The organism is Streptomyces sp. NBC_01775, assembly GCF_035917675.1.
Taxonomy (GTDB): Bacteria; Actinomycetota; Actinomycetes; order Streptomycetales; family Streptomycetaceae; genus Streptomyces.
This window is the reverse complement of sequence record NZ_CP109104.1, coordinates 6,334,807-6,361,760: the sequence shown is the minus strand read 5'-3', so window position 1 is coordinate 6,361,760 and position 26,954 is coordinate 6,334,807. Positions and strand designations below refer to the sequence as shown.

The following is a 26,954-nucleotide window of genomic DNA, read 5'->3' as shown; positions in this document are numbered from 1 at the left end:
GGTCGGTGGCACCGCACTGTGGCGGGCGGCACGGCAGCCGCGTGCGGAGACGGGCAGGCAACGGGGAAGGCACGGTGAGCACGGTGAGCAGGCGTAGGACCGCCGGATCCGGCGAGGTCCCCGCGCACGGGCACATTCCCCCGCACGGGCACGTCCCCACCCACGGGCACATCCCCTCCCACGGACGGGGCGCCCCGCACGGAGCGTCACCACATGTGCAAGGCGCACGACCCGCCCCTCTGTTCGACCCGCTCGCCTCGGTGCGCCCGGCGGACGGGCCCAGTTGCGACGTGTACCTGACCGGGACGGTCTTCCTCGACATCATCTTCACCGGGCTCGACTCGGCCCCGGTGCGCGGCACCGAGTCCTGGGCGCGCGGCATGGGCTCCAGCCCCGGCGGCATCGCGAACATGGCGACCGCGCTGGCCCGCCTCGGCCTGCGCACCTCGCTGGCCGCCGCGTTCGGCGACGACATGTACGGCGACTACTGCCGCGAGGTGCTGGAGCACGGCGAGGGCATCGACCTGTCGCTCTCGCACACCGTCCCCGGCTGGCACTCGCCCGTGACGGTCTCCATGGCCTACGAGGGCGAGCGCACGATGATCTCGCACGGCCACGAGGCACCGCCCAGGAGCGCAGCGACCGCCTACGACCCGGACGCGCCTGAGTGCCCGCCCCAGGCCGGCGCGTGTGTCGCCTCGCTGGTGCCCGGACGTCCCCAGGAGTGGATCGCGACGGCGGCGCGGCGCGGCAGCCGCATCTTCGCCGACATCGGCTGGGACGAGACGGGCCGCTGGGACCTGGCGGCGCTGGCGGAGCTGCCCGACTGCGAGGCGTTCTTGCCGAACGCCGCCGAGGCCATGCGCTACACCCGTACGGACTCCCCACGCGCCGCCGCCCACGCCCTGACCTCGTACGTTCCGCTGGCCGTTGTCACGATGGGCGCGGACGGGGCGTACGCGGCCGACGGGCGCACCGGCGAGACGGCGCACGTGCCGGGGATCGTCGTGGACGCGCTGGATACGACGGGTGCCGGCGATGTCTTCGTGGCGGGCTTCGTGACCGGCAGCCTCGCGGGGTGGTCACTGGCCGAGCGGCTGGCGTTCGCGGGGCTGACCGCCGCGCTGTCCGTGCAGGAGTTCGGCGGCTCGCTCTCGGCGCCGGGCTGGCCGGAGATCGCCGCGTGGTGGCGGACGCACCGGTGCGAGGAGGGCCAGGGGCGCGAGGGCCCGCAGGGGGACGGCGCGCGCTACGCCTTCCTGGACCGCATCCTCACCGCCTGCGCCCCTTCGGCCCCGCCGCGCAGGGCCGTTCCCACGCTCGGCTTCCGCCCTCCGACGGGCTGACCCGCCCCGGGTGCGGAGCTGTGCCCGCCGGGGTGCGGAGCTGTGCCTGCCCGATGGCGGAGCCGCGCCGGCCCGGGGAACAGCAGAGCGGGAGGGCGCTGTCCGCGGAAAAGCGGGAGGCGCTGTCAGTGGGGCGTCGTACTCTGGGGGCAGGTAGAACAGCGGCGCAGAGAGGGAGATGAGCAGGCCCCAGAGGCCGCCCATGACGCAGACAACCCCATCAAAGGCCGGATCCGGGCAGGAAACCGCCCGCTTCACCGTGCCTGCCAAGCACCCGATGGTGACGGTGCTGGGCTCAGGAGACTCCCTGCTGCGCGTGATCGAGAACGCGTTTCCCGAGACGGACATCCACGTCCGGGGAAACGAGATCAGCGCCACCGGCGCCGCCGCGGAGGTCGCCCTCGTCCAGCGCCTGTTCGACGAGATGATGCTGGTGCTGCGCACCGGCCAGCCGATGACGGAGGACGCGGTGGAGCGCTCCATCTCCATGTTGCGGGCCCAGGAGAACGGCACGGGCGCCGCCGACGAGACGCCCGCCGAGGTGCTCACCCAGAACATCCTCTCCAACCGTGGCCGCACGATCCGCCCCAAGACGCTCAACCAGAAGCGCTATGTGGACGCGATCGACAAGCACACGGTCGTCTTCGGCATCGGCCCCGCCGGCACGGGCAAGACGTACCTCGCCATGGCCAAGGCCGTCCAGGCGCTCCAGGCCAAGCAGGTCACGCGCATCATCCTGACCCGCCCCGCGGTCGAGGCCGGCGAGCGCCTCGGCTTCCTGCCCGGCACGCTCTACGAGAAGATCGACCCGTATCTGCGCCCGCTCTACGACGCGCTGCACGACATGCTCGACCCCGACTCCATCCCCCGCCTGATGGCGGCCGGGACGATCGAGGTCGCGCCGCTGGCGTACATGCGCGGACGCACGCTGAACGACGCGTTCATCATTCTGGACGAGGCGCAGAACACCAGCCCCGAGCAGATGAAGATGTTCCTCACCCGCCTCGGCTTCGAGTCCAAGATCGTCATCACGGGCGACGTCACCCAGATCGACCTTCCGGGCGGCACGAAGAGCGGGCTGCGCCAGGTCCAGGAGATCCTGGAAGGCGTCGAGGATGTGCACTTCTCGCAGCTCACCAGCACGGATGTGGTCCGCCACAAGCTCGTGGGCCGTATCGTCGACGCCTACGAGCGCTACGACAGCGCCCAGGAGACCGCCCGCGCGTCCGCCCCCGTGGCGGGCAACGGCAACGGCGGGCCGCCGCACCGTGGCCACAGCAAGAGGAAGTAACCGACCCGCGCCATGTCGATCGACGTCAACAATGAATCCGGCCGCCAGGTCGATGAGCGGGCACTGCTCGACATCGCCCGCTACGCCCTGACACGGATGCGCATCCACCCGCTCTCCGAGCTGTCGGTGATCGTCGTCGACAGCAACACCATGGAGCGGCTGCATCTCCAGTGGATGGATCTGCCGGGGCCCACGGACGTGATGTCCTTCCCGATGGACGAGCTGCGCCCGCCCTCCCGGGACGAGGAGGAGCCCCCGCAGGGCCTCCTCGGGGACATCGTGCTGTGCCCGGAGGTCGCCGAGAAGCAGGGCGCCGAGGCGCCCACGCAGCACTCCATGGACGAGGAGCTCCAGCTGCTCACCGTCCACGGGGTGCTGCACCTGCTGGGGTACGACCACGAGGAGCCCAGCGAGAAGACGGAGATGTTCGGCCTCCAGGCCGCGATCGTGGACGGCTGGCGCGCCGAGCACGGACTGACCGGGCCCTCGCCGGCCCCGACGACCACCTCGTGACCACGCAGCTGGTCGCGGCGGCCGTCCTGCTGGTGATCGTCGCCTGGCTGGCGGCCTGCGCCGAGGCAGGGCTGGCGCGTACGACGAGCTACCGCGCGGAGGAGGCGGTCCGCCAGGGCCGCAAGGGCAGCGCCAAGCTGGCGGCCGTCGCCGCCGATCCGACGCGCTATCTCAACCTCGCGCTGCTGCTGCGCGTGGCCTGCGAGGTGGCGGCGGGCGCGCTGGTGACCTACTACTGCCTGCGCACCGTGAAGGAGAACTGGGAGGCGCTGGTCATCGCCATAGGGGTGATGGTCTTCGTCAGCTATGTCGCCATCGGCGTCTCCCCGCGCACCATCGGCCGCCAGCACCCGCTCAACACCGCCACGGCCGCCGCCTATGTGCTGGTGCCGCTGGCCCGCATCCTGGGGCCCGTCCCCCAGCTCCTCATCCTCCTCGGCAACGCGCTCACACCCGGCAAGGGCTTCCGCAAGGGCCCGTTCGCGAGCGAGGCGGAGCTGCGCGCCATGGTGGACCTCGCGGAGCGGGAGTCGCTCATCGAGGCCGAGGAGCGGAAGATGGTGCACTCCGTCTTCCAGCTCGGCGACAAGCTGGTGCGCGAGGTGATGGTCCCGCGTACGGACCTGATCACGATCGAGCGATTCAAGACCATCCGGCAGGCGCTGACGCTGGCGCTGCGCTCGGGCTTCTCGCGCATCCCCGTGGTGGGCGAGAGCGAGGACGACGTGGTCGGGATCGTCTACCTCAAGGACCTGGCCCGCAAGGTGCACATCAACCGGGACGCGGAGGGCGAGCTGGTCTCCACCGCCATGCGCCCCGCGACGTTCGTGCCGGACACGAAGAACGCGGGTGACCTGCTGCGCGAGATGCAGCAGGACCGCATCCACGTCGCGGTGGTGATCGACGAGTACGGCGGCACAGCCGGGATCGTCACCATCGAGGACATCCTGGAGGAGATCGTCGGCGAGATCACCGACGAGTACGACCGGGAGCTGCCGCCCGTCGAGGACCTGGGCGAGGGCAGCTACCGCGTCACGGCCCGGCTCGACATCGGCGACCTGGGCGAGCTGTTCGGGCTGGAGCTGGACGACGAGGACGTCGAGACCGTCGGCGGCCTCCTGGCCAAGTCGCTGGGCCGCGTGCCCATCGCGGGCGCGACGACCACGGTCGATGTCACCGAGGACCGCTCCGACCCGACGCTGACGGGCCTGCGCCTGACGGCCGAGTCCCCGGCCGGCCGGCGCAACAAGATCGTCACGGTACTCGTCGAGCCGGTCCGCGAGCCGGTCATGACGAACGGCGCGGAGAGCGCGGCCACGCGGGAGGGCTAGTGCGTGTCGGCGGATCATGCGTGCCCGGCACCGGGGCGAACCCGGAAGGGGCGCGGGGAACTGCGAGACCAGCCCGAAAAGCACCCGCGCTCTGCAAAGCGCAGCCAGGGGCAGCCCCTGCTCGGCACCAGGAAAGAGGGCAACAGAAAGATCCGCCGGACAGACCGTAGTGCCCCGGCCCGCACGTTCAGCCGATGAGGTGGCCCGGGCCGGTCAGGATTCCGCCTTCGACCGGCAGGGCGACGCCGGTGATCCACGCGGCGTCGTCGGAGGCGAGAAACGCCATGGCGGCGGCGATGTCCTCCGGCTGCCCGACCCGCCGCAGCGGATACAGCCGGCTCAGCTCGTCGAGGGCCCCGGGCCGGTCGTCCCACACCCGGGTGGCCACCGTCCCCGGCACGACCATGTTGACCCGCACGCCGTCCGGTCCGTGCCGGGCCGCCAGGTTGCGGACGAGGTTGCCCAGCGCCGCCTTCGCCGCCGCGTACGGATCGGTACCGAAGGCCACCAGCCCGCTCATCGAGCCGACCAGCACCACCGCTCCGCCGCCCGTCTCGGCGAACTTCGGCAAGGCCGCGCGCACGCAGCGCACCGTGCCGGTGAGGGTGAAGTCGTACTGCCGGGCCCACTGTTCGTCGGTCGGTTCCTCCTCCGCGAGCCCGGCCAGATTGTGGCCCACCGTGTGGGCCAGGACGTCGAGCCGCCCGAACCGCCGCGCCGCTTCCGCCACGGCGCCGTCGACCGTGTCGCGCCGCGTCACGTCGCAGTGGTACGCGGCGGCCGGTCCCCCCGCTCCGTCAGCTCCTGTGCCACCTGTCCGGCGGCGTCGGTGTCGATGTCGGTCACAGCGACGGCCGCGCCCTCGTCGGCCAGCCGTCGGGCCACCGCCGCCCCGATGCCGTGCCCACCCCCGGTGACGAACGCCACCCGTCCCTCGAAGCGTCGCATCGCTCCCCCTCTCCTCCGGCGCGGAGGCTAGCGGCTGGAGTTCACTCGAAGTCAAGTGTCCGTCCGGCTCCGGGGGTGACGCTGGGTGCGCGTGCTGGACGCGGGCGCTGGGAACGGGCACTGGGAACGGGTACTGGGAGCTGGGTGCGCGTGCTGGGCGCGGGTGCTGGGCGTCGCGGACCTACGCTGGGCCCATGACGCCCGACGAGCTGAGAGCGACCTGTCTCGAACTGAACGGTGCCTGGGAGGACTTTCCCTTTCCCGGCAACCCGGAGCTTTCCACGTTCAAGGTCAAGGAGAAGATCTTCTCGTTCAGCTCGCTGGACGAGAGCCCGCTCCGGGTGAGCCTGAAGTGCGAGCCGGAGATCGCGGTACGGCTGCGCGAGGCGCATCCGGCCATCCGCGCGGGCTGGCATCTCAACAAGCGGCACTGGAACACGGTCACGCTCGACGGCAGTCTGTCGGACCGGATGGTGCGCGAGATGATCGAGGACTCCTACGACCTGGTCGTGGCCAAACTCCCGCGCGCGGAGCGGCTGTTGCTCGACCGCGGCTGAGCCCCGCCCGGTCCGTCCGTCACCTGTTCGGGTGTCGAGGGGGCATGGCGGGGTGCCGAAGCGGGTGCCGAAGCTGAAGCTGGGGGTCCGGGAAGACCGCCGTCGAGAGGCACACCGCCGTGTTCCACGCCCGCCGCCCATACGCCGCCACCGCGCTGGCCGCCGCCCTGCTGCTGTCCGCCGCGGGGTGCGGCGACGACGAGGAGTCGGGTTCCGGACCGGGCGGGGACTCGCCCTCGCCCTCGGCCTCGGCTTCGGCTCCGGAGGAGTCCGGCGCCCCGTCGGGCTCGCCCTCCGGCGGCAAGGGCCGGCTCACCGAGCGGCAGGCCACCAGCGCCCTGCTCGCGCCGGGCAACCTGCCCGCCGGGTGGAAGGCCGCCGACCTGGACGACACCACCTTGGCCGGTGACGCCCCCGACGACCTGAGCACCCGCGACCGGAACTGCAAGCAGCTGTTCAACGCGCTCGGCGGCGACCTCGCCGACCGCGAGGCGAGGACCGACGCGGCGCGCGACTACGCCAAGGGCGAGAAGGGCCCCTACCTCGCCGGCGACGTCGCCTCGTACGACGGCACCGCCGCGATCCGGGCCATGAGCACCTTCAAGAGCGTGCGCGACAGCTGCACGAAGTTCAGCACCAAGAACAACTCGGTCGTGATCGACTTCACGGTCTCGGCGCTGAAGGGCTCGTTCCTGGGCGAGGACAGCCTGGGCGCCGAGCTGCGCGGCAAGGCCAAGGGCGGACCGGCCGACGGCTCGGACGTCGCCTTGGACCTGGTGCTGGCCCGCGCCGGGCAGAGCACCACGGGGCTCGCCGTGCTCTCCGCCGGCGAGGGCGACGAGAAGCTGACGGCCGACGCGGCGAAGGCCGCGCTCAGGCGCCTCCAGGAGGCGACGGCCGGGAAGACTCCCTCCCCCACGGTGCCCGCCGAGCAGGGCGGCTGACACCCGGCCTGCCCGGCCCGGCGCACGGGAGCCGTGCCGCAGCCGCGCCCCGCACCCTCAGCTCCCGGGGCCCTCAGCGGCGCCCTCAGCTCCCGGCGCCCTGCGGCACCGTCCTGCGGCGGCCCAGGGTGAGGGCGACGAGTGCGCCGACGGCCAGCAGGACGACGACGTCTGCGCCCACACCCAGCCGGATGCCGCCCAGCGTGGCCTCGTCCGCCGAGACCCCGCCCTCGCGCAGCGTCCCGGCCCAGCCGACGGACAGGGCGCTCAGCAGCGGGATACCAAGGGCCATGCCCACCTGCATCGCGCTGGTGACCAGCGAGGTCGCGCGGCCCTGGTCCTCGTCGGCCAGGCCCGAGGTCGCCGTCACTCCATAGGAGACGACGGCCACCAGGTGCAGCGCGCTGGCCAGCGCCAGACCCACCACGACCAGCCACACCCCCGAGTCCGGGCCGATGCCCAGCAGCGCGGCGGTCAGCACTGCCTGTCCCAGGAGACCCAGCGCGAGGGTGCGCGAGGTGCCCATACGGCGGGCCAGGCGCGGGGCGAGGGCGCCGCCCGCGATGGAGGCCAGGCCCTGCACTCCGAAGATCAGCCCGGTCACGAGCGCGGTGACGCCGAGCAGGTCTTGCAGGTAGAGCGTCATGAGGAAGACCACGGCGGTCATCATCGACACGGTGGCGAGCCCGGCCAGATTGCCGAAGGCCACGTTCGGGCGGCGCAGCATCCACAGCGGCAGCAGCGGCTCCGGGCTGCGGGCCTCCACCCGGATGAACACGGCGAGCAGCGCGACGCCCGCCAGCAGCGCGATCAGCACGTCGGGCCGGGTGAAGCCCTCCTCGGCCGCGGTGGACAGGCCGTAGACGATGCCGAACAGCCCGCCCGTCACCGCCAGCGCGCCCGGTACGTCCAGGCGGGTGCGCTCTCCCCAGCTCTCGGTCAGCAGCCGGGGTGCCGCCAGCAGCACCAGGACGCCGCCGACGCCGAGCAGCCCCATGGTCGAGCGCCAGCCGAGGGTGTCGGTGAGCACGCCGCCGAGGACCATGCCGACGGTGAAGCCGAGCGCCATCAAGGAGCCGTTGATGCTGAGGGCCTTGGTGCGCTTGGGGCCTTCGGCGAAGGAGGTGGTGATCAGCGCCATGCCGGTGGGTACGAGCGCCGCGGCGCCGAGGCCCTGGAGGGCGCGGCCGGCGAGGAAGAGCGCGGCGTTCACGCCTGTGGCCGCTATCACCGAGGCGACGGTGAACAGGGCCAGGCCCGCCAGGAACGTACGACGGCGGCCGAGCTGGTCGCCGAGGCGGCCGAAGAGCAGCAGGAAGCTGCCGGTGGGCAGCGCGAAGGCGGTCACCGCCCACTGGAGCCCGGCCTCGCCCAGGCCCAGGTCGGGGCCGAGCACGGGCAGGGCGACGTTGAGTACGGAGAAGTCCAGCGCGACCAGGAACTGCGAGGCGCAGAGCACCACGAGTACCAGGGTCTCGCGCGGTGTGAAGCGGGTGGAGGTGTCCGTCTTCGAGGACGCCCGCGAGGACGCCCGCGGAGGCGCGGAGGCGGACCCGGAAGCGGACCCGGAAGCAGGCGCGGAAGCAGTGGTTGAAGTGGCGCTTGGCATGCACAAGAGACTGCTGGCGCGGAACAGATCGTGGGGAGCCGCTGTTTATCGTGGTGGTCGCACCACCAGTCAGGACGCTCGTGCCACGAGCAAAGAGGGGGAACAGCGTGACCGGTCCCGCGAGGACACATACACCCAAGTCGGACCGGGGACGGGAGCTGAGCGCGTTCTTGCGCTCGCGCCGTGCCCGGGTCTCCCCCGCCGAGGCGGGGCTGCCCCAAGGAGGACCGAGGAGGCGTACGCCCGGCCTGCGCCGCGAGGAGGTCGCCGTCCTCGCGGGCGTGGGAGCCTCCTGGTACCAGTGGCTGGAGCAGGGGCGGGACATCACCGTCTCCCCGCAGGTCCTGGACGCTGTCGCGCGGGTGCTGCGGATGAACGGCACCGAGCGGCGGCACCTGTACATCCTCTCGGGGCTCAACCCGCCGCTGCCCGAGTCCGAGTACGACCGCGACTATCTGTGCGACGGCATGCAGCGACTGATCGACAGCTGGCTGCCCTACCCGGCGCACATCCTGGACCCGTACTGGAACGCCGTGGGGCTCAACGAGACGGCCCGGCTGACGATGGGCATCGAGGAGCAGGACAACTGCATCCTCAACTTCTTCTGCGACGACCGCTACCGCGCCCGCGCCATGAGCTGGGAGCGCAACGCACCGAACGTCGTGGGCCAGCTGCGGGCCTCGCTCGCCGAGTGGCCGCAGGACGAGGGCTTCCAGATCCTGCTCGACGAGCTGCTGAACAGCAGCGAGGAGTTCAGGACGCTGTGGGCGCAGGGCGATGTGCGCAGGCCCGGCCAGCTGCGCAAGGAGCTGGACCATCCGGTGGTGGGCGCGCTGCACTTCGAGTCGACGACGCTCCAGGTCCCCGCCCGCCCCGACCTCAAGCTCGTACTGCACAACCCCGTCCCGGGCACCGGCACGGCCGAGAAGCTCCAGCGGCTGTCCGAGCCCGAGGTACGCCGCGCGACCATGCGTCAGGTGGCGGGCTGAGCCCGGACGAGACGGCGGGGGCGAGCACGCACGAGGTGGCGGGCTGAGGAGGCCCGAAGAGCACCGCATATGCTCACCGTCATGAGTGAGCACAGCAGCGACGGTCCGGACCTGGACCCGGAAGACCGCAAGATCCTCACGCTGGCGCGCAGCGCCCGCGCCCGCAACGCCGTCCCCGAGGGCGCCGCCGTGCGCGACGAGACGGGGCGTACGTACGTGGCGGGGTCGGTCGAGCTGCCCTCGCTCCAGCTGTCCGCGCTGCGCACGGCCGTGGCGATGGCGGTGGCCTCGGGAGCGAAGTCGCTGGAGGCCGCGGCGGTGGTCTCCGAGGCCGGGCGGGTGCCGGACGAGGACCTGGCCACGGTGCGCGACCTGGGCGGCCCCGCCGCACCGGTGCTGCTTGCCGGACCGGACGGAACACACCGCTCGACGGTGACGGCGGGCTGACCCGCCAGGTCTGCGGGGGGCTGCGGGGGCTGCGGGCCGCCGCTTCGACGGGCGGGGGCCGGGGCGCCCCCCCGGATCGGGGACAATGGGCGGCATGAACGCATCCTCCGCCTCCGCCAGCGACACCGAAGGCCGCGCACCGGCCGAGGCCCCGCACCGGTCGGGCTTCGCCTGCTTCGTCGGCCGCCCCAACGCGGGCAAGTCGACGCTGACCAACGCGCTGGTGGGCACGAAGGTCGCGATCACCTCCAACCGGCCGCAGACCACCCGGCACACGGTGCGCGGCATCGTGCACCGGCCCGAGGCGCAGCTCGTGCTCGTGGACACCCCCGGGCTGCACAAGCCGCGCACGCTGCTGGGCGAGCGGCTCAACGACGTGGTACGCACCACCTGGGCCGAGGTCGACGTCATCGGCTTCTGCCTCCCCGCCGACCAGAAGCTCGGCCCGGGCGACCGCTTCATCGCCGCCGAGCTGGCCGGGCTGAAGAAGCGCACGCCCAAGGTCGCCGTCATCACCAAGTCCGACCTGGTGCCGGGTGACGCGCTCGCCAGGCAGCTGATGGCCGTCGACCAGCTCGGCAAGGAGCTGGGCATCGAATGGGCCGAGATCATCCCGGTGTCGGCCACCGAGGGCTCCCAGGTGGGACTCCTGGCCGACCTGCTGGCCCCGCTGCTGCCCGAGGGCCCGCCGCTGTACCCGGACGGCGACCTGACGGACGAGCCCGAGCAGGTCATGGTCGCCGAGCTGATCCGCGAGGCGGCGCTGGAGGGCGTACGGGACGAGCTGCCGCACTCGATCGCGGTCGTGGTCGAGGAGATGCTGCCGCGCGAGGACCGCCCCGCCGACCGGCCGCTGCTGGATGTGCACGCCAACATCTTCATCGAACGCCCGAGCCAGAAGGGCATCGTCATCGGGCCCAAGGGCCGGCGGCTCAAGGAGGTCGGCAGCTCCTCGCGCAAGCACATCGAGGCGTTGCTGGGCACACCGGTCTACCTCGACCTGCACGTGAAGGTCGCCAAGGACTGGCAGCGCGACCCCAAGCAGCTGCGCAGGCTCGGCTTCTAGCCCCGGGGCTGCTGGCCGGGGGCTTGCTGGCTCGGGGCTCCCAGCGCTGGGCTCCCAGCGCTGGGGCTCCAGGGCTGAGGGCCGGCCGCACGCCCTTGACCGGGACGTATTCCGTCGCCCGGCCCCGGGCCGGTGGGATACGTTCGCGAAATGACCACCGACTCCGCCGGCGTCGCCGGTTCCCACGCCGAATCCGCTTCTCCCGTGATCACCCTCGACGACGTACGTGCCGCCGCGGCGCGCATCGAAGGTGCCGTACACCGCACCCCCGTCGTCCGCTCCCGCACCCTCGACGGGCTCGTGGGCCGCGAGGTCTTCCTCAAGTGTGAGAACTTCCAGCGGATAGGCGCCTTCAAGTTCCGCGGCGCCTACAACTCCCTGGCCCAGCTCTCCGCCGAGCAGCTGGCCCGGGGCGTGGTGGCCTACTCCTCCGGGAACCACGCGCAGGCCGTGGCGCTCGCCGCGCGCGAGCTGGGCTCCAGCGCGGTGATCGTGATGCCCGAGGACGCGCCGGTGGCCAAGCGGGTGGCGACGGAGGGATACGGAGCGCGGGTCGTCACCTACGACCGCTACACGGAAGACCGGGTCGCGATCGGCGAGAAGATCGCCGAGGAAGGCGGCCTGGCCGTCATCCCGCCCTTCGACCACCCGCACACCATGGCCGGCCAGGGCACGACGGCGCTGGAGCTGCTGGAGGAGGTCCCCGACCTGGACGCGCTGGTGGTGCCGGTGGGCGGCGGCGGGCTCATGGCGGGCTGCGCGACGGCGGCGACGGGGCTGCGGCCCGGCATCCGGATGGTCGGCGTCGAGCCGGCGGACGGCGACGACACGGCCCGCTCGCTGGCTGCCGGGCACCGGGTGCGGATCGAGGTGCCGCGCGGCCTCGCCGACGGCCAGGCCGCGTCCACCCCGGGCGAGCTGACCTTCCCGGTCAACCAGCGGCTGGTGGAGAGTGTGGTGCTGGTCGGCGACGACGAGATCCGCTCGGCGATGCGCTTCGCCTTCGAGCGGCTGAAGATGCTGGTGGAGCCCAGCGGCGCCACCGGGCTGGCGGCCCTGCTGTCCGGCCGGGTGGAGAACCCGCCCGAGCGGGTGGGCGTCGTCATCTCGGGCGGCAACATCGGCCTGGAGCGCTTCATCGAGGTGATGGGCTGAGGGCGTCGCGGCCCGCTGCCACCCGGTTCGGCGCCGTCACCTGCCACCCGGTTCGGCGCCGTCACCGCCGTTTGGGCACCGGGATCCGGGTGAGGTCCTCGGCGACCGTCAGCTCTCCCTCGTACCCCGCGGCACGCGCCTCGGTACCGAAGGCGGAGGCGTCGGTGTAGCGCTGGGAGAAGTGGGTCAGCACCAGGTGCCGCACCCCGCACTCGGCGGCGACGCGGCCGGCCTGGTACGCGGTGAGATGCCCGTGGCTGTCCGCGAGTTCGGCCTCGGCGTGCAGGAACGTGGACTCGATCACGAGCAGGTCGCAGCCCTCGGCCAGCGCGTACACCCCGTCGCACAGCCGGGTGTCCATGACGAAGGCGAAGCGCTGCCCCCTGCGCGGCTCGCTGACCTCTTCCAGCCGCACGCCCCGCAGCTCCCCCTCCCGCTGGAGGCGGCCCACGTCCGGCCCCGCGATCCCGCGCTCCGCGAGCAGGGCGGGCAGTATCCGGCGCGCGTCGGGCTCGGTCAGCCGGTATCCGAACGTCTCGATACGGTGCGAGAGTTCGACGGCCTCCAGGGTGAAGGGCAGCGCGCTCCCCTCCGGGTCGCCGGGGCCGCCCGCGAGCACACCGGAGCTGTGCACGGGTGCCTCGCGCAACACGGCCGTCTCGTGGAACGGCGTCGCGTGCCGCATCCGTGCGAAGTAGGGCTGCCCCGCGGCGGGGTAGTGCGCCGTGACGGTGTGCGGCACCTGATCGAGGCTCAGGTGCTGGATGACGCCGGGCAGGCCGAGGCAGTGGTCGCCGTGGAAGTGCGTCACACAGATCCGGGTGAGGTCGTGCGCGGCCACGGAGGTGTGCGCCATCTGCCGCTGGCTGCCCTCGCCCGGGTCGAAGAGAATGCCCTCCCCGTCCCACAGCAGGACATACCCGTTGTGATTACGCTGCCGGGTCGGTACCTGACTCGCGGTGCCCAGCACCACCAGCTCTCGTGTGGACAACGCCGGTTATCCGGGGGGCCATTCGAGGCCGCGGCCTCCGAGTACATGCGCGTGCGCGTGGAAGACGGTCTGGCCGGCGCCGGAGCCCGTGTTGAACACGACGCGGTATCCCGTCCCCGGGCCGCCGTCGCCGGGGACGATCTTCTCCTGCGCCGCGACCTCCCCCGTCTCGCGCACCACGTCCGCCATCAGCTGCGGCGAGGCCGCGGCGAGAGAGACGGCGTCCGGGTAGTGCGCCTTGGGGATCACCAGGATGTGGGTGGGGGCCTGCGGGTTGATGTCCCGGAAGGCGACGGTCGTCTCGGTGTCCCGGACCACCGTCGCCGGCACCTCGCCCGCCACGATCTTGCAGAACAGGCAGTCCGCCTGGGGTTCTCCAGCCATGGACGGGATGCTACCGGTCCGCGCGCGCGGCCTTGTGCTCAGGCGAGCCGCACCGGCAGGTGGGCGAGGGATCGGGTGAGGGCTCGGACGGCGGCGGATCAGGGCTGCTGGTCACGGTCACCGTCACCGGCGGGGTGGCCGGGGGCCGCGAGGTGGGCCGCTCGCTGCCCGGCGGCGACACCGTACGGGTGACGGTGGGGCGCGCCGTCGGCTCCTTCGTCCGGGAGGGAGGCCGCGAACCGCCGGGCTTCTCGTCGCAGTTGCCGAGCACGTTCGCGCGGAAGAGCGTCCTGGTCCCGGCCTTCGCCGTGAGGGCCCCGCGCACACAGTGCCCGTCGCGCTCCTCGGTGACCTTCCCCCTGAGCGTGAGCTTCGTACGGCTGGTGGTCTCGCCCTCGCAGGCGACCTTCGCCACCTGCCGGGTCCGCCCCGCCTCGGCGTTCGCCGGGGACGTGGCTCCCGGTCGGGTGCCCATCTGCGCCGTACAGCTCATCCACCGCACCTTGATGCCCGCGCGTTCGAGGGCCTCGGTGCCGACCTGGTCCGTGGTGACGGCCACCGCTGCCGAGTTGAGAGCCCCCGTGGCGTTCGGATCGCACGCGGTGGCCAGGCCGATCGCCGCCACAGCGGCGAGGGCCCCGCTCGCTAATCGCCGATTCCTCCCCATACTCGGCAGCGTCCCACCGCGAGGGCCCCGCGGAAAGCCCCCTTTTCCCCATCTTTTCGGGACGGAGACGCTCCGTACGACCCCGCCGCGGCGCCGGCTCAGGACCAGCGGCCGGACCGCGCCAGCAGTACGGCAGCCGCCGCTGTCCCCGCCGTCGACGTACGCAGCACGCTCGGGCCCAGCTTGTACACGTCGGCGCCCGCTTCCTCGAAGACGGTCAGCTCCGCCGGCGAAATCCCGCCCTCGGGCCCGACGACCAGCACGATGTCGCCGTCCGAAGGGAGTGGCGCCGTCGCCAGGCGCCCGGAGGCCTCCTCGTGCAGCACCCCCGCGAAGGCGGCGTCGGCGAGCAGCCGACCCACATCCGAGGTGGCGGCCGGCTCCGCGATCCCGGGAAAGCGCAGCCGCCGGGACTGTTTGCCCGCCTCACGTGCGGCTGCACGCCACTTGGCAAGCGCCTTCTCCCCGCGTTCACCCTTCCACTGCGTGACACAGCGCGAGGCCCTCCACGGCACGACCGCGTCCACTCCGGTCTCCGTCATGGTCTCGACGGCCAACTCACCCCGGTCCCCCTTCGGCAGCGCCTGGACGACGGTGATCCGGGGGCGCGGCTCCGCCTCTGTACGCGTGGTGACGACCTCGGCCCTGAGCTGGTCCTTGCCCTCGACGGAGACCACGGTGGCGCTGACCCCGATCCCCGCGCCGTCCGCGAGGACGATCTCCTCGCCAGGACGCATCCGCTTCACAGTGACGGCGTGCCGCCCCTCCGGACCGTCCAGCCACGCGACATCGCCCGGGGCCAGGCCCGTGAGCCGCCCCGGGTCGGTGAGGAAGACCGGCGCCGTCATTCGCGTCCACCCTCCGCACCGCCGCGCGGGGACATTCCCTCGCGCGCGACGGAGAGTTCGGCCGCGAGCACCTCGACGAGCTGCGCCGCGGGCAACTCCCGTGCCAGCCGGTGTCCTTGGCCCGCCCACAGGGCCATCGCCTGCGGGTCGCCCGCCTTGGCCGCCGCCTTGCGCAGCCCGGCGGTCAGATAGTGGATCTGGGGGTAGGCGGCCGGGGCGTACGGACCGTGCTCGCGCATGAAACGGTTCACCAGGCCGCGCGCCGGGCGCCCCGAGAAGGCGCGGGTCAGCTCGGTGCGGGTGAACAGCGGGTTGGTCATGGCCTGTTTGTGCAGCGGGTTGGCACCCGATTCGGTGGTGACCAGAAAGGCCGTCCCCAACTGGGCGGCGCTCGCGCCCGCCGCCAGCACGGCGGCGATCTGGCCGCCGCGCATCAGCCCGCCCGAGGCGACGATCGGCAGCTGTACGGACTCCTTGACCTGCGTCACCAGCGAGAGCAGCCCGATGCCCCCCACCGAGGCGTCGGCCTGCGGGTCGTCACGGTGCGTGCCCTGGTGGCCGCCGGCCTCTATGCCCTGGAGGCACACGGCGTGCGCGCCCGCCCACTGCGCGGTCTGTGCCTCGGCGACGGTGGTCGCGGTGACCATGGTGTAGGTGCCCACCTTCTCGAAGCGCTCCAGCACGCGGCGCGAGGGGCAGCCGAACTGGAAGGAGACGACGGGGACGGGGTCCTCGTAGAGGATCGCCAGCTTCCCCTCGTACGCGTCGTCCGTGCCGCCCTCGGTGTCGCCCAGCTCCGTCTCGTACCAGGTGACCTCGCCCGCGAGCTGCTCGCGGTAGACCTCGACCGCCGCCGGGTCCGCCGTGCTCGGCTGGGGCATGAAGAGGTTGACGCCGAAGCCCCGCCTCGTGAGCCGGCGCAGCTGTCTGATCTCCTTGTACATCGCGTCCGGCGTCTTGTACCCGCCGGCGAGAAAGCCCAGACCGCCCGCCTCGCTGACGGCCGCGGCCAGCTCGGGGCGGGAGACGCCGCCGGCCATCGGTGCCTGGATGACGGGATACTCGGTCAGCTCGGAGAGCGTAGGCAACGAGGTGGACATGGGCCTTATCCTGTCACGCTCCTCTACGCCCCCTGCACGCCGCGTCACCAGCACCGAGGCGGCCCAGGGCCCACTCAACACCCGTTACGGCGCCCCCGGGGGACAACCCCCGGACCCCCGGCCGAGGAACCGACTCCCAGCCCTCAACGCCCGCTACAGCACCCCCCGGGGGACAACCCCCGGACCCCCGGCCGAGGAACCGGCCCCAGCCCTCAACGCCCGTTGAAGGCGTCCTTCAGGCGGGAGAACAGCCCCTGCTGTCCCGGCTGAAACTGGCCGGTGGGCCGTTCCTCGCCGCGCAGTTTCGACAGGCGCCGGAGCAGTTCCTCCTGCTCGGGCTCCAGCTTGGTGGGGGTGGTGACCTCGACGTGGACGATCAGCTGGCCCCGGCCGCCGCCGCGCAGATGCGTGATGCCGCGCTCGTGGAGCGGGACCGACTGGCCGGACTGGGTGCCGGGGCGGATGTCGATCTCTTCCATGCCGTCCAGCGTCTCCAGCGGCACCTTCGTGCCGAGGGCCGCCGCCGTCATGGGGATGGTGACCGTGCAGTGCAGGTCGTCACCGCGCCGCTGGAAGGTGGAGTGCGGGGTCTCGTGGATCTCCACGTACAGGTCGCCCGCCGGGCCGCCGCCGGGGCCGACCTCGCCCTCGCCTCCGAGCTGGATACGGGTGCCGTTGTCCACGCCCGCGGGGATCTTCACGGTCAGGCTGCGCCGCGAGCGCACCCGGCCGTCGCCCGCGCACTCCGGACAGGGGGTGGGCACGACCGTGCCGAAGCCCTGGCACTGAGGACACGGGCGCGAGGTCATGACCTGGCCCAGGAAGGAGCGGGTGACCTGGGAGACCTCGCCGCGACCGCGGCACATGTCACAGGTCTGCGCCGAGGTGCCGGGCGCCGCGCCCTCGCCGCTGCACGTACCGCAGACGACGGCGGTGTCCACCTGGATGTCCTTGGTGGTGCCGAACGCCGCCTCGTCCAGGTCGATGTCCAGCCGGATCATGGCGTCCTGGCCCCGGCGCGTGCGCGAGCGCGGGCCGCGCTGCGAGGCGGTGCCGAAGAAGGCGTCCATGATGTCGCTGAAGTTGCCGAAGCCGCCGCCGAACCCTCCGGCGCCGCCCGCCGCGCCCGAGGCCGGGTCGCCGCCGAGGTCGTAGACCTGCTTCTTCTGCGGGTCGGAGAGCACCTCGTAAGCGGTGTTGATCTCCTTGAACCGCTCCTGGGTCTTCGGGTCCGGATTGACGTCCGGGTGCAGCTCGCGTGCGAGCCTGCGGAAGGCCTTCTTGATTTCGTCCTGCGAGGCGTCGCGCTGCACGCCGAGGACCGCGTAATAATCCGTCGCCACTTACGACTCCGCGAGGATCTGTCCGACGTACCGTGCCACTGCGCGTACAGCTCCCATCGTTCCGGGGTAGTCCATGCGGGTCGGTCCGACCACGCCAAGTTTGGCGACTGCTTCGTCGCCCGAACCGTAGCCGACCGAGACGACCGATGTGGAACTCAGTCCCTCATGCTGGTTCTCATGCCCGATTCGTACGGTCATACCCGGGTCCTTGGCCTCCCCGAGCAGCTTCAGCAGAACGACCTGCTCCTCCAGCGCCTCCAGGACGGGGCGGATGGTCAGCGGGAAGTCGTGTCCGAAGCGGGTGAGATTGGCGGTGCCGCCGATCATCAGCCGCTCCTCGGTCTCCTCGACCAGGGTCTCCAGCAAGGTCGCCAGCACGGCCGAGATCGTGCCCCGGTCGTCCGCGTCGAACGACTCGGGAAGATCCTGCACCAGGGAGGGGACCTCGGTGAAACGCTGGCCCACCACGCGGCTGTTGAGCCGCGCGCGCAGGTCGGCGAGCACCGTCTCACCGATCGGCGCCGGGCAGTCGATCAGGCGCTGCTCGACCCGGCCGGTGTCGGTGATCAGCACCAGCATCAGCCGCGCCGGGGCCAGCGCCAGCAGCTCCACGTGCCGCACCGTCGAACGGGTCAGCGAGGGGTACTGCACGACGGCGACCTGCCGCGTGAGCTGGGCCAGGAGGCGGACCGTGCGCCCCACGACGTCGTCGAGGTCGACGGCGCCGTCGAGGAAGTTCTGGATGGCGCGCCGCTCCGGCGAGGACAGCGGCTTGACTCCGGCGAGCTTGTCGACGAAGAGGCGGTACCCCTTGTCGGTGGGGATACGGCCCGCGCTGGTGTGCGGCTGGGCGATGAAGCCCTCGTCCTCCAGCGCCGCCATGTCGTTACGGACCGTGGCGGGGGAGACCTGGAGATTGTGCCGCTCGGTGAGGGCCTTGGAGCCCACGGGCTCCTCCGTGCCGACGTAGTCCTGGACGATGGCGCGGAGCACCTCAAGACGGCGCTCGCTGAGCATGACGCACACCTCCCGTCCGGCCGCGGTTCTGGATTCCGTCCCTGGCACTCTCCGTTCGGGAGTGCCAGGATCCCTGTGCCAGTGTACGGCCGGTCGCCACAGCCAGGGCAAGGGCCGCCCGATCGAGCTGGCTCGACCGTACCGCGCGGGGCCCGGGGGCAGGCGTTGCCGGCCCTGTGCCGTTAGCGTCGTCGTATGGAGCCGGATCGGGAAGACGCGGGGCGGGATCCGTCCGCTCCCCTCGCGGACTGGGAGCGGATCGCACCGGGTGTGGTCCGCCGCAGGCTGCCGCAGTGGGACGCGACGGTGGGCGCGGTCGGGGGCGAGGACGAGGTGCTGGTCATCGACACCGGCTCCTCCCTGCGCGAGGGCGCCGGGATCCGCGCGGACGTACGGGCCCTGCTGGGCCGCCCGGCGACCCGGATCGTGCTGACCCACCCGCACTTCGACCACGTCTTCGGCACGGCCGCCTTCTCCGGCGCTCAGGTGTACGGCGCCGTCGGCGTCGGCGAACTTCTCGTCCGGCAGGCCGAGTCGCTGCGCGACGACGCCGTGGCGCACGGCCTCCTGGAGGACGAGGCGGCGGAGGCGGCCGACGTCCTCGTACCGCCGCACCATCCGGTCTGCGGCGAGCTGACCCTGCCCCTGGGCGGGCGCGAGGCCGTCCTCGCCAACCTCGGCCCCGGACACTCCGGGCACGACCTGGCGGTGCTGGTGCCGGGCTCGCCCGACGTCGTCTTCTGCGGGGACCTGGTGGAGGAGTCCGGCGAGCCCCAGGCGGGCCCGGACGCGCACCCGGCCCGCTGGCCGGAGGCGCTGGACCGGCTGCTGGCGCTGGGCGGCGAGGACGCGGTGTACGTGCCGGGGCACGGCGCGCTGGTGGACGCCGCGTTCGTCCGCGCACAACGCGAGTCACTGGCGCGCCGGTTCGAGTCCTGGACCGGATAGCCCCGGATTCCGCGCAGGCGCACGGGCCGCATAGCAGAATGTGCCCATGCGCAGCCGCTACGACAGCCCCGACCTCACCCCTCCGTGGAAGCGGAAGCAGCCGGTGCCCGAGGTGCCCGCCGACCGGGATCTGGTGGTGGAGGAGGTCACGACCGGATTCTGCGGTGCGGTCATCCGGTGCGAGAAAACCGCCGAGGGCCCGACGGTCACCCTGGAGGACCGCTTCGGCAAGCACCGCGTCTTCCCCATGGCCCCGCGCGGCTTCCTGCTGGAGGGCCGGACGGTGACCCTGGTCCGTCCGGGCGCAGCCGCCTCCGCCACGGCCCCCTCGGGCCCGCGCCTGACCGCCTCCGGCTCCCTCGCCGTACCCGGCGCCCGCGCCCGGGTGGCCCGCGCGGGCCGCATCTACGTCGAGGGACGGCACGACGCCGAGCTGGTCGAGAAGGTGTGGGGCGACGACCTGCGCATCGAGGGCGTCGTCGTCGAGTACCTGGAGGGCGTCGATGACCTGCCCGCCATCGTCGAGGCGTTCTCGCCGGGCCCTGATGCCCGTTTGGGCGTCCTGGTGGACCACCTCGTGCCCGGTTCGAAGGAGTCCCGTATCGCGGCGGAGGTCGCGGGGGACGGTGCGGGCGATGTGCTGGTCGTCGGCCATCCGTACATCGACATCTGGGAGGCCGTGAAACCCTCGTCCGTCGGCATCGCCGGATGGCCCCGGGTGCCGCGCGGTACCGACTGGAAGCACGGCGTGTGCGAGGGCCTGGGCTGGGCCCTCAACACGGGCGCCGCCTGGCAGCGCATCCTCGGTGCCGTCCACACCTACAAGGACCTGGAGCCGGCGCTCCTGGGACGGGTGGAAGAGCTGATCGACTTTGTGACGGCGCCGGAGGGGTAGCCCCCGCCCCGGCTTCCACGGGCCCCTTCCCCTGCAAGCCGGGGAAGGGGCCCGGCAGGGGACAATAGACGCATGCCCTCCGCACTCCCCGACGGCGAAGCCGTGCCCGAGGACGGCTCCCTGCCGCCCTCCGCGCAGGAAAACCGCACGTCACACCCCCTCGGCATCTACATCCACGTGCCCTTCTGCGCCTCTCGCTGCGGCTACTGCGACTTCAACACCTACACGGCCACCGAGCTGCGCAGCGGCAAGGACGGCGTCCTCGCCTCGCGCGAGAGCTACGCGGAGACCCTCACCGAGGAGATCCGCCTGGCCCGCAAGGTGCTGGGCGACGACCCGCGTCGGGTCGAGACGGTCTTCGTCGGCGGCGGAACGCCGACGCTGCTGCCCGCCGCCGACCTGTCGCGCATGCTGACCGCCGTCAAGGACGAGTTCGGGCTGGCCGAGAACGCCGAGGTCACCACCGAGGCGAATCCGGAATCCGTCGATCCCGCCTACCTCAGCGCGCTGCGCACGGCCGGCTTCAACCGGATCTCCTTCGGCATGCAGAGCGCCCGCCCCCACGTGCTGAAGATCCTGGATCGCACGCACACCCCGGGCCGCCCGGAGGCATGTGTCGCGGAGGCCCGCGCCGCGGGCTTCTCGCACGTCAATCTCGACCTGATCTACGGCACCCCCGGCGAGTCCGACGAGGACTGGAGCGCCTCGCTGGACGCCGCGCTCGGCGCGGGGCCCGATCACATCTCGGCGTACGCGCTGATCGTCGAGGAGGGCACCCAGCTCGCGCGGCGTATCCGGCGCGGCGAAGTGCCGATGACGGACGACGACACGCACGCGGACCGCTATCTGATGACCGAGGAGCGGCTCTCGGCGGCCGGTATGGAGTGGTACGAGGTCTCCAACTGGGCGACGAGGGGCGACGAGACGGCCCGCTGCCGGCACAACGAGCTGTACTGGAAGGGCGCCGACTGGTGGGGCGCGGGACCCGGCGCACACAGCCATGTGGGCGGGGTGCGCTGGTGGAACGTGAAGCATCCGGCCGCGTACGCGCAGGCCCTGGCGGAGGGCCGATCCCCGGGTGCGGGGCGCGAGCTGCTCTCGCCGGAGGACCGGCGCGTCGAGCGGATCCTGCTGGAGCTGCGGCTCGCGCGGGGCTGCCCGCTCTCCCTCCTCGCACCGGATGGTGCGAAGGCGGCACGTCAGGCGCGGGACGACGGGCTGCTGGAGCCCGGCCACTACGAGGCCGGCCGCGCGGCCTTGACCCTGCGCGGCCGGCTCCTGGCCGACGCGGTGGTCCGGGACCTGGTGGACTGACCGGCCGCACCACCGGCCCGTTTCCCGGCCGCCCTCAGCGCGTGGCCGGTTCCGCACCCTCCGGATCCGAGGGGCCCGAAGAGCCGGAGGGCCCCGAAGAACCGGAGGGCCCCGAAGAACCCGTCGTGTCCTCCCGCGCCCCAGGCGCCCCGAGGGGTGGCGCCCGCAGCACCAGCATGGCCAGGTCGTCCGTCGGCGGGCCGGGCGCGAAGCCGTGCACGGCGCGGCGTACGCGTTCGGCGGTGTCCGTGGCGTCCAGCTGTTCGCAGCCCGCCAGGACCGTGGCCAGCCTGTCACCGTCGTCGAACAGCCGTCGGCCCGACCGGCGTTCGGTGACGCCGTCGGTCACGCACAACAACGTGTCCCCCGGGTGGAGCGTGAAGGTCTGGCTGTCGTAGGTCACCTCGCGCATCACGCCCAGGAGCAGTTGTGGCAGCGCCGCGGCCCGTACGGTGCCCGAGGCCTCCCGCACCAGCGGCAGCGGGTGTCCCGCGCAGGCGACGGTGCAGTCCACCGACCCCGCGCGGAAGGACAGCTCGCCGTAGATCAGGGAGAGGAACCGTGCCTGTTCGCCGATCTCGCGGTTGAGGCGGTCCAGGGTCTCGGGCACGGAGTAGCCCTCGCGGGCGAGCAGCCGCAGCACGGGGCGGGCGAGGCCGGTGACGACGGCCGCCTCCGGGCCGTTGCCGCACACGTCGCCGAGCGCGAAGCGCCAGCTGCCGTCGGCCAGTCGCAGCAGGTCGTAGAAGTCGCCCCCGGCCCAGGCCCCTTCGCCCGCGGGCTCGTAGACCAGTGCCGTCTCCAGGCCGGGTACGTGCATCTCCTCGCTGGGCAGCAGCCCGCGCTGGAGGACTTTGCTGATGGTGGCCTGGAGGGTGTAGCGGCGCGCGGAGAGGACGGCGAGGGCCACCCGGCGCGCGAAGTCCTCGACGAGGCCCATGACCTCGTCCGGTATGCGTGACAGCTGCCCGCGGCCGATCACCAGGGTGCCGACGGCGCGCCCGCCCACCACGAGGCGGCACATCACCGAGGCGCCGGAGCCGTCCTCGGCGCCCGCCCCCTCGGGCCAGCGCCAGGGGACGGCCTGACCGGGCAGCGCGCGGGGCACCAGGGCGGGCGGCTCCTTCTCCAGCTCGGCCCGCAGCCCTTCCATGCGGCTCTCCTGCGCGTGCCAGACGCGGGCCAGCCTCGGCAGGCGCGCGCGCTCGCTGTCCTCCAGCCATACGGCGCACCAGTCGGCGAAGCGGGGCACCATCAACTGCCCGGCGAGCGAGGCGACCTTGTCCTCGTCGGTGTGACCCGCGAGCAGGTCGGACGCCTCGGCGAGGAAGGAGAGCGCGCCGTTGCTCGTCCACTCGGGGTGCGCCGGTGCGCCGGTCCGGTCACCGGACGCACCGTCGTGCGCGTCCCCGTACTCATCCCGGTTCGCGTCCCCGTGCGCGGCGTCGTACGCATCCCCCTGCGCGCCCCGGTGCGCGCTGTCGGGTGCCTCGTCGAGCCCGTCGTAGCCGTCCGTGTCCTCGGCCGGGCCGAGCTGGAACCACACGGCCTTGCGGTCCCTGCGATAGCTGATGCCCCACTCCTTGGCCAGCGTGCTCACCAGCCGCAGGCCGTAGCCGTGGCCCGCCTCGCCACGCGAGGTGACGGCGCGGGCCGGATGGCGGTCGGTGACCTCGGCGTAGACGATCCCCGAGGCGTATCTGCACTCCAGTTCCACGGAGGTGCCCGCGTGCACGACCGCGTTGGTCACCAGCTCGCTGACCAGCAGCACCGTGTCATCCATCAGCGGGCCGCGCGGGCCCCATTCGTCGAGCGCGGCCTGGGCGAAGCTGCGTGCCGCCGCAGCAGCCAGCGCGTTGCCCGGCAGCTCGGTCCTTACCGTCCGTGAGATCTCACGCGGTCCTGGGACGGCGACGGCGGTCTCCCCTGCCACCCGCTTCCTGGCCCGCTCCCCCGGCGCCATGGGTCCGCGTGAGCTTGTGGCCCCCGCGTCCTTAGCGCGCCTCATCGCACCCTCCCCCAGCTTCCCCAGCCGTCGGCCGGGCCTCGGCCGGGGAGATCCCCCCGGTCCCGGCGGGGGTCCGGCAGTTCTGTCAAACGCACTCAGCGCAGTAGGGCAAGAGTGACAGACTGGGCCCGCTCATATGCACCGAGTCACGGAAGTGGTGGGAATTGAGCCATGTCTTCCGATTTCGCAAAGCCCAGGGAACTCCCCGAAGCCGCCCCCGACCTGCGACCCGCGCTGACCGCGCTGACCGCGCTGTGCGACGGGAACTTCCAGGCCCGGGCCGTGCTGAGCGCCGAGTCGCTGTCGGGTCTGGGCAAGGACGACTGCCAGGCGCTGGCCGACGCCGTCAACGGACTCGCGGCACGGGTGGAACACCTCGGCTCCGAACTCGTGCGCGTCCAGCGGGAGGTGACCCGTCACGGGCGCATCGACGAGCGCCTCAGCGCCAGCCCCGGCACCGGATCGTGGACGGACACCGTGATCGCGGCAAACACGCTTCTGGACACCCTCACCTACCCGGTGGCCGAGGCGACGCGGGTGCTCACTGCCGTGGCCGAGGGCGATCTGTCGCCGCGGATCGAGCAGTACGACGGGCACCGCCCGATACGCGGCGAGCTGCGCCGGCTCGGCCGCACCGTCAACCGGGTCACCGGCCAGCTCGCGCTGTTCACCAGCGAGGTGACCCGGGCCGGTGTCGATGAGGACACCACCCCCGTCGACGGCAGGCCGGCGCCCCCGCACACCTCTCTGAGCGGGCTGTCGGGCAGCTGGCGGGCCGCGGCCGAGGCGGTCAACCGGATGGTGTCCGACCTCCGCGAGACGACCCGCGCCAAGGAGTGGCTGGAATCGAACCTGACCCGGCTGGCCGCGCTGATGCAGGGCCACCGCGACATCAGGGAGGTCGCCGAGCTGATCATGCGCGAGCTGCCGCCGCTGGTCGGCGCGCAGTACGGCGCCCTGTTCCTGGCCCGCGTCCCCAGCGGTGCGTCGGCCCCCTCGCAGGACGCCTCGGATCTCATCTACGTGGCGGGCTTCGGCACCACGGCACTGGAGAACCGCGGCTTGCTCGTCCAGGGTGCCCCGGCCCAGGGCCTGGTGGCGCAGGTGGCGGCGCAGAAGCGGCGGCTGCTGCTCACGGATGTGCCGCGCGGCTATCTGCCGATCGCCTCGGGGCTGGGCTCGGCCCCGCCCGGGTGTGTGGTGATCTTGCCCGTGCTGTACGAGGACCGGGTGCTGGGCGTGCTGGAGCTGGCCTCCTTCACCCCGTTCAGCGATATCCATCTGGCCTTCTTCGACCAGTTCATGCACACCATGGGCGTCGCCCTGCACACCATCCGCGCCAACACCGAGCTGTCGGAGAAGGCGGCGCTGCTGGCGGCCTCGTCCGAGTACAAGACGCAGTTCCTCGCGAACATGTCGCACGAGCTGCGCACCCCGCTCAACTCCCTGCTGGTGCTCGCCCAGCTGCTGGCCGACAACGAGGCGGGGAACCTCTCCCAGGAGGAGGTCCGCTTCGCGCAGACCATCCACCGCTCGGGCACCGATCTGCTCCAGCTCATCAACGACGTGCTCGACCTGTCCACCGTCGAGGCCGGCCGCATGGAGGTACGCCCCCAGCGGGTCACCCTGCTCAAGCTGATCACCTATGTGCACGACACCTTCCGCCCGCTCGCGCTCGACCGGGGTCTGGGCTTCACCGTGCAGGTCACCGACGGCACCCCGCGCGAGCTGTTCACCGACGAGCGCAGGGTCCAGCAGGTGCTGCGCAATCTGCTCTCCAACGCCTTCAAGTTCACCTCCGAGGGCCGGGTCGAGCTGCGGGTGGGACCGGTCCCGGGAGACCGGGAGAGGGTCGAGATGACCGTGTCGGACACCGGGATCGGGATCGCGCCCGAGCGCCTGGCGCTGGTCTTCGAGGCCTTCCAACAGGGCGACCGCTCCACGCACCGCACCTACGGCGGTACCGGGCTCGGCCTGTCCATCAGCCAGGAGATCGCCACCTTGCTCGGCGGGCGTGTCTCGGTCGAGAGCGAGCCCGGCAAGGGCAGCCACTTCACGTTCACGGTCCCCACCGGGCTGGCCGAGCCGCAGCCGGGGACCGTCATGGCCGTCCCCCACCCGCGTATCAAGGAAGTCACCCACGAGGTCGCCGGGAACGTCACGGACGCGGCACCCGACCACGGCGCACCGCCGCCGAGCCTGGCGCGCTGGCAGCGCGGCAGAGCGGCGGAGGTGCTGCCGCACACCAAGGTGCTGATCGTGGACGACGACATCCGCAACGTCTTCGCGCTCACCCATGTCCTGGGCCGCGTGGGCATGTCCGTGCGCTACGCGGAGAACGGCCGCGAGGGGCTGACCCGCCTCGGTGAGGGACCGACGACCGACTTGGTGCTGATGGACATCATGATGCCGGAGCTGGACGGCTACGAGGCGATCCGCACCCTGCGGGCCGACCCCCGCTTCGCGGCGCTGCCCGTCGTGGCGCTGACCGCGCAGGCCATGCCGGGTGACGACCAGCAGTCGTTGACCTCGGGCGCTTCCGCCTATGTGCCCAAGCCTGTTGACATCGATCTGTTGCTGAGTACCGTGCTCGCCCTGCTCGATCCGCAATCGTCTACGAGGCCGCAATGACCACCGGTATCACGGCGCGTACCACCGCCAGAGAACACGAAGCCAGCATCCTCCTCGTCGACGACATGGAGGACAATCTCGTCGCGCTGGAGGCCGTCCTCTCCGCGCTCCAGGTGCCCCTCGTACGTGCCGGCTCGGGTGAGGAGGCCATGAAGGCGCTGCTGCGGCAGGACTTCGCGCTGGTGCTGCTCGACGTGCTGATGCCGGGCATGGACGGCTTCGAGACGGCCTCCCACATCAAGCGGCTCGACCAGACCAAGGACATCCCGATCATCTTCCTGACCGGAGCGGAGACGGCGACCGACGCCGGGTACGCGTTCCGCGGCTACGCGACCGGCGCCGTCGACTACCTCACCAAGCCGTTCGACCCGTGGGTGCTGCGCACCAAAGTGGCGGTCTTCCTCGATCTGCACCGCAAGAACCGGCAGTTGCAGGACCTGCTCGACCACGAGCAGCACCGGCTCGACGACTTCGCACACCGCCTGGAGGTGGTGGAGGGCCACCTGTCCTCCAGCGACGACACCGAGCAGCTCGCGCGGCACGTGGCCGAGATGGCCGAGGCGCTGGAGGAGCTGCGCTGTGTCGAGCGCTGAGACCCGTTGCCGTGGGCCG

24 protein-coding genes and 1 pseudogene are annotated in these 26,954 nt (G+C 72.3%); 15 read left to right on the top strand and 10 right to left on the bottom strand.

Annotated elements, in window-relative coordinates; translation table 11 throughout:
• Positions 1-215: 215 nt before the first annotated feature.
• The 4 genes from OHB04_RS28245 (at position 216) to OHB04_RS28230 (ending at position 4,481) form a co-directional block, all read left to right on the top strand.
• Positions 216-1,346, top strand: a complete 1,131-nt coding sequence (locus OHB04_RS28245; protein WP_405807344.1) for a carbohydrate kinase family protein — start codon at positions 216-218, stop codon at positions 1,344-1,346.
• A gap of 202 nt (positions 1,347-1,548) precedes the next feature.
• Positions 1,549-2,637 (top strand): PhoH family protein, encoded by a 1,089-nt coding sequence (locus tag OHB04_RS28240; RefSeq protein ID WP_326690456.1) that lies wholly within the window; start codon positions 1,549-1,551, stop codon positions 2,635-2,637.
• Between the two features lie 12 nt (positions 2,638-2,649).
• Positions 2,650-3,150, top strand: a complete 501-nt coding sequence (ybeY, locus tag OHB04_RS28235) for an rRNA maturation RNase YbeY (protein WP_326808575.1) — start codon at positions 2,650-2,652, stop codon at positions 3,148-3,150.
• Positions 3,147-4,481, top strand: coding sequence for a hemolysin family protein (locus OHB04_RS28230; protein WP_326808574.1), 1,335 nt, complete (start codon positions 3,147-3,149; stop codon positions 4,479-4,481). The genes ybeY and OHB04_RS28230 overlap by 4 nt, the downstream gene beginning before the upstream one ends.
• A 187-nt stretch (positions 4,482-4,668) precedes the next feature.
• On the opposite strand, the pseudogene OHB04_RS28225 reads toward OHB04_RS28230, so the two are convergent.
• Positions 4,669-5,429, bottom strand: a pseudogene (locus OHB04_RS28225) (SDR family NAD(P)-dependent oxidoreductase).
• A 194-nt stretch (positions 5,430-5,623) separates the two neighbouring features.
• Between OHB04_RS28225 and OHB04_RS28220 the strand changes: the two are divergent.
• Together OHB04_RS28220 and OHB04_RS28215 are read left to right on the top strand one after the other, a co-directional pair.
• Complete coding sequence (locus OHB04_RS28220) at positions 5,624-5,986, top strand: MmcQ/YjbR family DNA-binding protein (protein WP_326690452.1); 363 nt, start codon at positions 5,624-5,626, stop codon at positions 5,984-5,986.
• Positions 5,987-6,105: 119 nt separating this feature from the next.
• Positions 6,106-6,930, top strand: coding sequence for a hypothetical protein (locus tag OHB04_RS28215; RefSeq protein ID WP_326808573.1), 825 nt, complete (start codon positions 6,106-6,108; stop codon positions 6,928-6,930).
• Positions 6,931-7,015: 85 nt separating this feature from the next.
• Here OHB04_RS28215 and OHB04_RS28210 read toward each other — a convergent pair whose 3' ends face one another.
• Complete coding sequence (locus tag OHB04_RS28210; RefSeq protein WP_326808572.1) at positions 7,016-8,539, bottom strand: MFS transporter; 1,524 nt, start codon at positions 8,537-8,539, stop codon at positions 7,016-7,018.
• Positions 8,540-8,646: 107 nt separating this feature from the next.
• On the opposite strand from OHB04_RS28210, the gene OHB04_RS28205 reads away from it, so the two are divergent.
• The 4 genes from OHB04_RS28205 to OHB04_RS28190 all read left to right on the top strand — a co-directional run bounded on the left by OHB04_RS28205 (position 8,647) and on the right by OHB04_RS28190 (position 12,196).
• Entirely contained in the window at positions 8,647-9,528 is an 882-nt protein-coding gene (locus tag OHB04_RS28205) for a helix-turn-helix transcriptional regulator (protein WP_326808571.1), read from the top strand.
• A gap of 69 nt (positions 9,529-9,597) precedes the next feature.
• Positions 9,598-9,975: a cytidine deaminase gene (locus OHB04_RS28200; protein ID WP_405803563.1), complete on the top strand. Its 378-nt coding sequence runs from the start codon at positions 9,598-9,600 to the stop codon at positions 9,973-9,975.
• 94 nt (positions 9,976-10,069) lie between these two features.
• Complete coding sequence (era, locus tag OHB04_RS28195; protein ID WP_326808570.1) at positions 10,070-11,041, top strand: GTPase Era; 972 nt, start codon at positions 10,070-10,072, stop codon at positions 11,039-11,041.
• Between the two features lie 150 nt (positions 11,042-11,191).
• Positions 11,192-12,196 carry a pyridoxal-phosphate dependent enzyme gene (locus OHB04_RS28190; RefSeq protein WP_326808569.1) on the top strand — a complete coding sequence of 335 codons (1,005 nt, stop codon included), beginning with the start codon at positions 11,192-11,194 and terminating at the stop codon, positions 12,194-12,196.
• A gap of 61 nt (positions 12,197-12,257) precedes the next feature.
• Here the strand turns inward: OHB04_RS28190 and OHB04_RS28185 are convergent, their stop codons facing one another.
• The 7 genes from OHB04_RS28185 to hrcA form a co-directional block, all read right to left on the bottom strand.
• Complete coding sequence (locus OHB04_RS28185) at positions 12,258-13,187, bottom strand: ribonuclease Z (protein WP_326690445.1); 930 nt, start codon at positions 13,185-13,187, stop codon at positions 12,258-12,260.
• 6 nt (positions 13,188-13,193) lie between these two features.
• A complete protein-coding gene (locus OHB04_RS28180) occupies positions 13,194-13,571 on the bottom strand; it encodes a histidine triad nucleotide-binding protein (RefSeq protein WP_326808568.1) in 378 nt (125 codons plus the stop codon).
• 10 nt (positions 13,572-13,581) lie between these two features.
• Positions 13,582-14,196 carry a hypothetical protein gene (locus tag OHB04_RS28175; protein WP_326808567.1) on the bottom strand — a complete coding sequence of 205 codons (615 nt, stop codon included), beginning with the start codon at positions 14,194-14,196 and terminating at the stop codon, positions 13,582-13,584.
• A gap of 140 nt (positions 14,197-14,336) precedes the next feature.
• The gene (locus tag OHB04_RS28170; RefSeq protein ID WP_326808566.1) at positions 14,337-15,086 is read right to left on the bottom strand and encodes a 16S rRNA (uracil(1498)-N(3))-methyltransferase; all 750 of its coding nucleotides are present in this window, start codon (positions 15,084-15,086) and stop codon (positions 14,337-14,339) included.
• A complete protein-coding gene (locus OHB04_RS28165) occupies positions 15,083-16,186 on the bottom strand; it encodes a nitronate monooxygenase (protein ID WP_326808565.1) in 1,104 nt (367 codons plus the stop codon). Before OHB04_RS28165 ends, OHB04_RS28170 begins: the two co-directional genes overlap by 4 nt.
• Positions 16,187-16,398: 212 nt before the next feature.
• Positions 16,399-17,529, bottom strand: a complete 1,131-nt coding sequence (gene dnaJ / locus OHB04_RS28160) for a molecular chaperone DnaJ (protein ID WP_326690440.1) — start codon at positions 17,527-17,529, stop codon at positions 16,399-16,401.
• Entirely contained in the window at positions 17,530-18,546 is a 1,017-nt protein-coding gene (gene hrcA / locus OHB04_RS28155; RefSeq protein ID WP_326690439.1) for a heat-inducible transcriptional repressor HrcA, read from the bottom strand. It abuts the gene before it with no gap.
• Positions 18,547-18,741: 195 nt separating this feature from the next.
• On the opposite strand from hrcA, the gene OHB04_RS28150 reads away from it, so the two are divergent.
• The 3 genes from OHB04_RS28150 to hemW all read left to right on the top strand — a co-directional run bounded on the left by OHB04_RS28150 (position 18,742) and on the right by hemW (position 21,703).
• Entirely contained in the window at positions 18,742-19,494 is a 753-nt protein-coding gene (locus OHB04_RS28150; RefSeq protein ID WP_326690438.1) for an MBL fold metallo-hydrolase, read from the top strand.
• A gap of 46 nt (positions 19,495-19,540) precedes the next feature.
• The gene (locus OHB04_RS28145) at positions 19,541-20,389 is read left to right on the top strand and encodes a DUF3097 domain-containing protein (RefSeq protein WP_326690437.1); all 849 of its coding nucleotides are present in this window, start codon (positions 19,541-19,543) and stop codon (positions 20,387-20,389) included.
• A gap of 72 nt (positions 20,390-20,461) precedes the next feature.
• On the top strand, positions 20,462-21,703 hold the full coding sequence (gene hemW / locus OHB04_RS28140) for a radical SAM family heme chaperone HemW (RefSeq protein WP_326690436.1): 1,242 nt from the start codon (positions 20,462-20,464) through the stop codon (positions 21,701-21,703).
• Positions 21,704-21,737: 34 nt separating this feature from the next.
• On the opposite strand, the gene OHB04_RS28135 is transcribed toward hemW, so the two are convergent.
• Positions 21,738-23,711 (bottom strand): SpoIIE family protein phosphatase, encoded by a 1,974-nt coding sequence (locus OHB04_RS28135; RefSeq protein ID WP_326690435.1) that lies wholly within the window; start codon positions 23,709-23,711, stop codon positions 21,738-21,740.
• Positions 23,712-23,882: 171 nt separating this feature from the next.
• Here OHB04_RS28135 and OHB04_RS28130 point away from each other — a divergent pair, with 171 nt between their 5' ends.
• On the top strand, positions 23,883-26,342 hold the full coding sequence (locus tag OHB04_RS28130) for an ATP-binding protein (RefSeq protein WP_326808564.1): 2,460 nt from the start codon (positions 23,883-23,885) through the stop codon (positions 26,340-26,342).
• Positions 26,339-26,935 carry a response regulator gene (locus OHB04_RS28125; protein ID WP_326690433.1) on the top strand — a complete coding sequence of 199 codons (597 nt, stop codon included), beginning with the start codon at positions 26,339-26,341 and terminating at the stop codon, positions 26,933-26,935. The genes OHB04_RS28130 and OHB04_RS28125 overlap by 4 nt, the downstream gene beginning before the upstream one ends.
• Positions 26,936-26,954 lie beyond the last annotated feature (19 nt).